The sequence below is a fragment of the Pseudopedobacter sp. genome (genome assembly GCF_040392825.1).
Classification (GTDB): Bacteria; Bacteroidota; Bacteroidia; order Sphingobacteriales; family Sphingobacteriaceae; genus Pseudopedobacter.
Map to the genome: position 1 here is coordinate 1 of NZ_JBEBVH010000159.1, position 9275 is coordinate 9275.

Below are 9275 nucleotides of genomic sequence, written 5' to 3' on the forward strand. Positions count from 1 at the left end.
CAGGCCCCCTTTCACTTGCTACTAGTCGAAAGCGAATGAATGGCTACATTGATGCACTCAAACAATCTAAAATTGAAATTGATGAATCTTTGATTATCCCTTATGAGCATACGCTCGACAATGTAAAGGTATGTATAGAAGAATTAATGCAATCAGAGAATCCTCCAGATGGTCTGTTTGCTTTTAATGACCCTGTTGCAATACAAGCTATACAAACTATTAAAAAAATAGGTCTGCGTATTCCTGAAGACATAGGGATTGTGGGATTTAGTAACGATTATGGCTCCGACCTGATTGAACCCAATTTAACAACTATAGCTCAACCTACACGCCTGATTGGAAATACCGCTATGGATTTACTATTTAATCTGATGAATAAAGATGTTAGTCAATGGAAAGCTGTAACCAAAACATTGGATGCTGAACTTATAATCAGAAATTCTACCTCCGGTAGTTACATTTAACTTATATAATAGTAGAAACAGAATAGAATATATATCTATTCTGTTGTACTACAATAATGCTATTTATTAAGTTCTTTAATTCTAATATTTTTAAAATGCACTTCGGAGCCATGTCCTAAGAATCCAATATGCCCTTTTAGCTTATTTAAGCCAGGATGATCCTTTTTGTCCAATGTTCCATTCTTAGTTGCATCGTCTAAATTACCTTCAAGAATAACCGTTCCGTTTAAAGTTACTTTGATATCCTTGCCCTTTATGTATATTTCTTCCTCATTCCATTCGCCAACAGGTTTAAGATAACCACGTTTGGCAGGAATAATACCATAGACAGATCCATGATATTGATATAGATGTAACGTTTTATATTTATCCGCATCATTGTCAAGAACCTGAATTTCCATTCCCTCATATGCTGCATTACCTGTAAGTGGCGAACGGATACCTATTCCATTATTTGCGCCTGGTGTTAAGCGAAAATTAAAACGATAAATAAAATCACCAAATTCTTCTTTCGTATATAAATTTCCTCCCGATCCTTTAACAGGATATATTGCCAGAGTACCTTCATCACTAATAACATAAGAAGTAGTATTACCGGTCCAGGAATCCAGATTAGTTCCATCAAATAAAACCTTAAAGCCTTCCTTTTGCTCTTGTGCACTTAGCTTAAATATTTCTTTACGCGGAACCTCTTTGATAAAAATATCGCGATAATAAACAGTAGTGCCATGAGCCTGAAGCTCAATCTGCTCAACAGGGAAAATAGATTGATTTTTGTCCCAATAATTTTCTAAAGTGACATTATCCACTACTAAATCACCATTTAAATAAACTGTTACTTTTTCACCAGTCATTTTAATTTTGAAGGTATTCCATTCTCCTAAAGGGTTATCAGCAACCTTAAGTGGTATACCAGGGTTCTTTTTATTGTTATATAATCCACCAGAACCAACTTGTGCGCCCACTTTTGTACGAGACAAATCCCAGATTTGAACCTGCGGTGTACCGCGAAGATAAATCCCAGCATCACCGTCTTTGCCATTTTTATCAAGTTTCCAGTCGACCCACAATTCAAAATCACCGTATTGCTTAATAGTCGCAATATTATTCCCTTTTCCGTTAAAAAATAATACCCCATCCTTAACAAGCCAGCCTTGATTCATTTCTTCATCGGCTTTCTTTTGAGCCAAAGCTAATTCTTCTTCACCCATCGCATTACGTTTGAGAGGATTTGCCACTAATCCCTTCCAACCACTTAGATCTTTACCATTAAATAAAGAAACATAGCCCATCCCTCTCGGCATTTCAGCAAGATGCTTTCTTACCGCCTCTTTTAAGTAATTACTTTCACTACCTCCTAAAAGCCCCAGTACCTTAATCAATAATTTTTTTACCTCATTACCATTATAATTAATATTATCCAAAGCGATATTCATGACCGTAACAGCCGCAGTTTTTTGCAAATCCTTATCGTCTAAAAAAGTCCCGGCAAAAATCAATGCATTGTAAGTCTTATTTTCTTCTATTTTCTTTAAAATTAATGTTCTTTGAGAAACAGTGAGCGCAACTTCCATTGCATCACGATAGATTAATACTTTGCGTTCATCAGTAATATTAGCTGCTGATGTAATGCGAATTAAGCCTCTTAAAATAGCATCAAATTGTTTTACATCTTGCGTAGTTCTACTTAGAGTAATCAGATTTTGCAGAGCACTTTCATCTTTCCAATTAGCAATTGCTAATACAGCTGCATTTTTTAAATTTATATTATTGCTATGGATTGATTGTGCAACTACTTGCAATGCCTTTTCTCCACCAATTCCTGATAAAATATCAACAGAATTAATTTTTTGGTCCTCATTAAGTCCCTGGTAATAATTCAAGACACTATTCACCTCCCTATCTTTATCCGAACTATAGTTTACCACATTCATAATGGCTTGTTCAACAGCCTTTCTTTCTTCAGACCTATTATTGTTTAATAATGAAATTAATACAGACAGATCTTTTGAACGAGCGACCTGAGCCAATGCATTATAGGCTGCTCTTCTTACAGATGCATCACTATCATTCAATAACAACTGAACCGCAGCAAAACTACCGGCATAAGCTCGATTATCAAGTACTTCAATCATCACAACTTTACTTGCGGAATTTGCCTTTGGAAGTGCCTGAGTTAACATTGAAGTTAACTTTTGCCCTTTCATTGTTAACAAGGCTTCTTTTATAACAGGTCTGTCTAATTCATTTCCTTTAGCTAACAAATCAATTAATACCGGTGCCGATTCGTCTCCAGATAATTTAGATAAAGCAACAATTGCGGCCGAACGTTCTACTGCAGAACTACTTAATAATGACTTCTTTAGTTCAGAAATAATTTTAGTATTATCTGGATTGGTACTTAACAAAGCAAACATATATGCCTTTGTTTCCGGATCAGCCCTTTTTAATCCTTTAATCCATTGATTAATATTTCCTTTATTCTGAAAAGGTAAGGCCAATTTTAGTGCAGCTATACGGTATTTACGATTGTTGTTACCAGCAGCTTTGATTAAATTCCTGGTATAACCCGAACCGTGGATTTTTGTAAGAATTGTTAAAGCTGAAATACGAGTATTTACTTGCATATCATTAGTCGCATCTTTAAGAAGATCCTGCGCTATTTTTTCGGCAAGCTTGTTATCGCCATTTTCTACAAGACGTTTTGCATAATGAATATAGGATGATGATGCGTTAGTTACATCATATACATAATTTGCCTTTTGAGCTGCACTTTTAAGTGCCCCATAGGATGTTGCCCCTGCTATATTAGACAATGTGTACAGCAGAACTTTCTGAACATTCACATTTTCTTTATTCAGCAATGGCAAAAGGGCAGATTCTGCTCCGGCATATCGTGTATCTCCCAGCGCTTCGATAATAGAGACCAAGGCCTTACCTTTGGCTCCTGCTAATTCATTTAAAAGTGCTTTAGAAGCTGCTTCGGAGCCAATTGTTGCCAATGCTCTCGCTGCCTTCTCAGCAAGATATTCATCTTTTAAATAAGGTATCAATGCAGAAACAGCATCATCTTTTCCTGCTTTCTGTAGAAGAGAGATGATATAGCCTTTATTATCTCTATCCTTTATCTCTTTTAAAGCGCCGATAAGACCTTGTACAAATTTAACACGTTGATTTTCTTTACCTGCTTGTAAAACATAAAAAGCATAACTGTTAGTAGCATACTCAATTCTTGAGTTATCTCCCTTTCCCGGAGGCATCAACTGACTCAGAAAAACCGTAATATCGGTTGCCTGAAAAATATCTAACTGTTTCATTACTTCATTTAATTTCTGTTCATTCGCAGAAGGCTGAGGTAATAAATCGGCAATTTTAGTAATAGTAGTACGCTGGTCGTCCTGCTGTGCACTAACTGATAGTTGCAGAACCAGAATTGCAAAAAGCGTGTATAATAATTTATTCATTATTTTTTCTTTCAACTTATAATAGCGTGAATCATTAAATAGTCCAGGGACCTCGCATTGGCTGGTCTATCAAACGGTTAGCGGCTTCATCATTAATAAATTCTTCTTTAACAGAATCATATTTAAGAGACCTGCCTAATCTAAGGGCCGTTAAAGCCATATTTACAAGCGTACAAGAACGATGTCCATTATCTTCATTCAAAGTAAATTGTTGACGCATTTTAACAGCGTTCACAAAGTCGGTCACCTGTTCCTCCGGCTCAGGAAAATCAGCCAGTTTTTGCTCCAAATTTGGTATATCTGATTTAAACCCGCGATAAAGTTTGCCCTCAGGTCCATCTATATAAGGAACATCTTGTATAGTTCCATCTCCATCTAAAATTATTTTACATCCATCGGCATAGGTATAAGTTATTTTTCGCCATGTGCCAACCGCATCGCTATGTTGCTGAGGAGCATCGATTTCTACAGATACAGGACTCTCATTATCTTTTCCAAGAAAATACTGTACAGGGTCAAGATAATGTTGCCCCATATCGCCTAATCCGCCACCATCATAATCCCAGTACCCTCTGAATGTTGTATGTACACGATGGGTACTATAAGGTTTATAAGGAGCCGGTCCTAGCCACATATTATAATCCAATTCTGCGGGAACTTTCTCCACAGGCAAATTATCTTTACCAACCCAATAAAATTTCCAATTAAAGCCTGTATGGCGACCAACAGTAACGGTTAGTGGCCAACCCAACATTTTAGAATCTACCAGTTTTTTTATCTTTTTCACAGGTACTTCCATACCATAAAAATTGGCCCTATACCTGAACCAGGTATTCAATCTAAAAATTGCACCATTTTGCTGAACTGCTTCTCGCACTCTCTTTCCCTCGCCAATGGTACGTGTCATCGGCTTCTCGCACCAAATATCTTTACCTGCTTTAGCTGCTTCTGCTGCCATAATTCCATGCCAATGCGGAGGAGTAGCTATATGTACTATATCTACTTCTGGTAACTGGATAAGATCCCGGTAATCAGAAAATTGTTTTACTCCTTTATCCAAACTATTCATTGCAATAGCTAAATGCCGCTTATCGACATCGCAAATAGCTACTGTTCTAGTACCAGCCATTTTTAAATGCCCTCGTCCCATACTCCCGACACCAATAACAGCTTTTGTTAAATGATCACTTGGAGCAAGGTAGCCTTGTCCGCCTAAAACAAAGCGAGGAACTATAGTAAAGGCCGCAGCTGCCAAAGCTGACTTTTTCAGGAATTCACGCCTGGAGTCATTTTGATTATTCATGGGTAATAAAATAGGTTTAATATATTATCAATATAAAATTAATTGGCTGATAAAATGAGGTTTAAGTTCTAATATATCATTCAATAAGACGATTAGAAAACCTGTACTTCAAACAAAGCAGCTGGCACATTTTCCGACGGATGAGCAAGATGTATAGTAATAGAATCTGTGTTTATTGATTTATCAAAAATTATATGATTAATGGTCTGATAATTTCCTTTCCTTTTATAAATAACATTTTTTGCACCATCAACAAGATAATAATCACGCACTGTATGAGGGACTATTCGCTCGGGGTGAACCCTGAGTGTGGATTCTAAAGGGTGGTCAAAATCAGAATCAAAAAACAATTTCATTTCTTTTATCTCTATCTTTTCCTGCCATTTAATTTGAAGATATGGTTTCGTATCATTTAAATCTGCAACCCAGGCATTCGCTTTAGTAGTAGGGCGAAGAGCCCCATTAATAATATTTTCACTTTTATAGGGTTCAAGGGCTGGATATATATTCATTCCTAAATTTTGCGGAGCAGGACGGCGGGACGGACACCAAAATTCAAATGTGTCTATACCAATTCCATCTGGAGGAGATTGTACTCCACTCGTCGCAACCGCTTTATTAAAACGGTTCATAACCATCATGGTTCCTGTTAGAAACATCTTACTGGTTTTAACAGCAACCAACTCATTCCTTTCAATACAGATAAAAGCATATTGTTCTTGACTAACAGTTTCGTTAAAGTTGACAGTAACTTCATTAAAACCAGCTTTGACAATAATGTCCTGACTTTCTAAGATATTCTCGGGCGTATAATTTTGAGGTTTATCACTAACCCTTAACTGAATTTTTATGACTGTATCTTCGTTCGCCTGAAATTGTAAAGTAACATTTAAAATATCAGCCGGATTGACAGGAATTAGTTGAGCGGTTGAATATTCCAGCTTTTGCCACTCCCCATTAAAATGAAGATTCCCTAGTTTGAATTCGCTACTTGAAGTAATTGTAGCCTGATGTGCCAGATTTTGTATTTCCAGATTAATATTTGGAATATATTGTCCTTCTAACAAAAGTTCTTGCTGGAAAGATTTAATTGCCTCCGGCTTTACTAAATCGGAAGGCTGTAAATTATTCTTCAAACAATAAGCAGCTGCAGAACCCACGACCTGAGCGCAAGCTGCTACAGTTGCCATTACCCTGCTGGATCCAAATGCAACGTGTGAACTACTAATGATTCTGCCCGCTAACCAAAGATTCTTAATATTCTTACTATACAGACATCGCAGCGGAATCTGATAAACCCCTTTTGCATGCCATTGATTGCAGCCTGGCCTGTCACTAAATACTCCGTCTGCAGGGTGCAGGTCTAATGCCCAACCTCCGTAAGTAACTGCATCAAAATGTTCGCGCTGTTCAATAACATCTTTTTGAGACAGCATATAATCTCCTTCAAATCTCCTGCTTTCCCGTTTACCAGGTATTGTTCCCACCCATTCAAGGGTAAGATTTTCTGCTTCCGGATATTTACCTGAATTTTTCACATGATCCCAAATTCCATAGATGACTTTCCATAATTCCCATTTTATATCTTCAGTTTGATGCACTGTATCCAATCTACCACCATATTCAATCCACCAAAGTTTACAACCAAAATCATCAATATCAAAAGAACGGTACTTAATAATATCAGAAACATCTTTTAAAGCATAAGCAGGTGCGGTATAACTAATTGGCCTCCCCATATCTTTACTGTAAAAGTATATAGAATGCCCCAGAAGCTCTCCGTATTCTTCATCAGGTGCGAATCCTTCATCAAATTCTTCTTTAGATTCTGCTCCCATTCTAAATGCTGCTCCTGCCTGAAATGCAACTATTCCATCTCCAGAGGCATCGCAAAAAAAAGGTGCCTGTAAGACATATTTGGTAGAGTTCTGACTACAAAATGCTAAGACTTTATCTATTTTGTCTGACGAATATTTGATTACTTCATAAGCAGCTGTATTTAGCAGTAATGTTATATTGCGTTCGGCGGTAACTTTTTCGAGTAAAATAGTATCTAAAATGATCGCATTCCCATCCGGATTCCGGTACATGTTTTCAACCAGTATTTCGTTTAACACACCTCCTTCTCTGGCCCAACGATTATTGTTTCCCATACTTGAAGTCGCTCCTAATATCCAGAGCCTTACTTCGCTTGATGCATTTCCTCCTAAAACAGGCCTATCTTGTATGAGCACTACTTTTAAATTAAGTCTTGCCGCATTTATTGCTGCGCAAACTCCTGCCATTCCACCTCCGGTAACTACAAGATCAGCATTTAATACAACCTCTTCGGCTAAACGGCCTAAAGAAGAAAATTCAGATTTAATCATTCTATTGTTATGTTATTTGATATAGGACAACTAGAGATTTGCTTTGGGAACAACTGTTTTTCTTGCCGCCTTCCAGGGTATATATGCCAAAACAAGAATTGCAAGTGCTATAATTAGCAGCAATATGAGATTATCTTTCGCATACACCCCTAAAGCAATAAGCAGAAAGGACGTAAAAATCAAAGAAAATGTTATTACATTCAATCCAAACTTATTTTGACGGGCTGCTTCAGCTTTTTCCTCGTTACTCAAATGTTCGTTTACTAAAATTCTCGCCGCTTTTGTTTTTTGGTACATCAGGTATTCAGGACTAACAAATTTATGTTTATAATAAGCCCTGACTTCGAAAATGAGTAACAGAAAGATAGGGATACAAACTCCTACAAGCATCTCTTCTCCCATAGTTAATTTAAGATTAACAACAAAAGGCAGAATCATCTTAAACATCAGATTTATAAGCAGACTGGTATAAGTTACTATTAACGTAGACTTACCTGTTAATGACTTAGAAAACAAAGCCCATATAGGAGGTGCTAGCAGAGGACCACCTGTTATAGCTCCCACACTAATAGTTACACTAACCAAACCTCCAATGTAAGGAACCATCAGTGCTATGAAAATCATGCCTAAGCCGAATAACCAGGATGAGATTCGGGCCACGCTAATCAATTTATGATCATCTGCGCGAGGATTGATTAAACCTTTATAAATATCGTTAGTAAAAACAGCCGAAACCACATTTAATGTCGTATTTGCAGATGCGGATGTTGAAAAGTACATTCCCGTAAGCATCAATCCCATTAATCCCGGAGGCAATACTAATTTACAAATCTCTAAATAAGCATTCTCGGTATCCAGACCTGTAAGGAGCGGGTTAATGGTCTTATAAATCATAGGTGGCAACATCCATAAAACAGGGCTTAATAAATATAAACCCGCAAACAAAAAAGCTACCTTTCTTGCGGCATTCTTACTACTTACGCTGGTATATCGTTGTACAAATGTCCAGTTTCCTCCGATATAAAAAATATGATAGAGCGTGAAGGCGAAGACAAAACCCCATGTAAATTCGCCATTGATAAGATCAAAGAAACCAGCTTCTGCATTTGTCTGAAATTGTGAAATACCTCCGGCTACATCCAGGGATAAAGGAATAATAATAAATACTGCTGCAGTTAAAATTACAAACTGAAGAATATCTGTAACCATGACAGCCCATAAACCTCCAACAGCGGTATAGGCGATCATAAATAGCCCTAGCACAACAGTAGATGGTACAATAGGATATCCCAGAGAAACACTTACTAGTTTAGCTACCGGATATAAGACAGTACCTTTTATAAAGAGCGATACCAGCATAAAAATATAGATGTAGGTTTTTTGTACTGTTACACCAAGACGTTCTTTTATAAACTCCGCAGCTGTAAGATTACCCGTAGATTTCCAAAGCGGGGCGATATATAATCCACTTATTAGAGCTCCAATACACATGGTCCATTGAATTGTTATTGCTACCCATCCATACTTATAGGCGATAGATCCCCATGCTACAAAAGTACCCGCAGAAAAGAAACTCATAAAGAGTGATAATCCGCCAATTACCCAGGGCACAGATTCTCCGCCGGCAAAAAAGGATTTTAAATTTTTCCCTGTACGGCCGAAAATCAAACCTATA

At 37.2% G+C, this 9275-nt stretch carries 5 protein-coding genes; 1 reads left to right on the forward strand and 4 read right to left on the reverse strand.

Going from position 1 to position 9275, the window contains the following annotated elements; all coding sequences use genetic code 11:
- Nucleotides 1-464: LacI family DNA-binding transcriptional regulator (locus ABWO41_RS11815; RefSeq protein ID WP_353137960.1), on the forward strand; the 464-nt coding region annotated here is incomplete at its 5' end.
- A 59-nt stretch (nt 465-523) separates the two neighbouring features.
- On the opposite strand, the gene ABWO41_RS11820 is transcribed toward ABWO41_RS11815, so the two are convergent.
- From ABWO41_RS11820 to ABWO41_RS11835, 4 genes are all read right to left on the reverse strand, one after another.
- Entirely contained in the window at nt 524-3928 is a 3405-nt protein-coding gene (locus tag ABWO41_RS11820) for a DUF1080 domain-containing protein (protein ID WP_353137963.1), read from the reverse strand.
- 34 nt (nt 3929-3962) lie between these two features.
- On the reverse strand, nt 3963-5231 hold the full coding sequence (locus ABWO41_RS11825) for a Gfo/Idh/MocA family oxidoreductase (RefSeq protein ID WP_353137966.1): 1269 nt from the start codon (nt 5229-5231) through the stop codon (nt 3963-3965).
- A 92-nt stretch (nt 5232-5323) separates the two neighbouring features.
- Entirely contained in the window at nt 5324-7600 is a 2277-nt protein-coding gene (locus ABWO41_RS11830) for an FAD-dependent oxidoreductase (RefSeq protein WP_353137969.1), read from the reverse strand.
- A gap of 30 nt (nt 7601-7630) precedes the next feature.
- A partial coding sequence (locus ABWO41_RS11835) for a sodium:solute symporter family protein (RefSeq protein WP_353137972.1) occupies nt 7631-9275 on the reverse strand: 1645 nt, incomplete at its 5' end.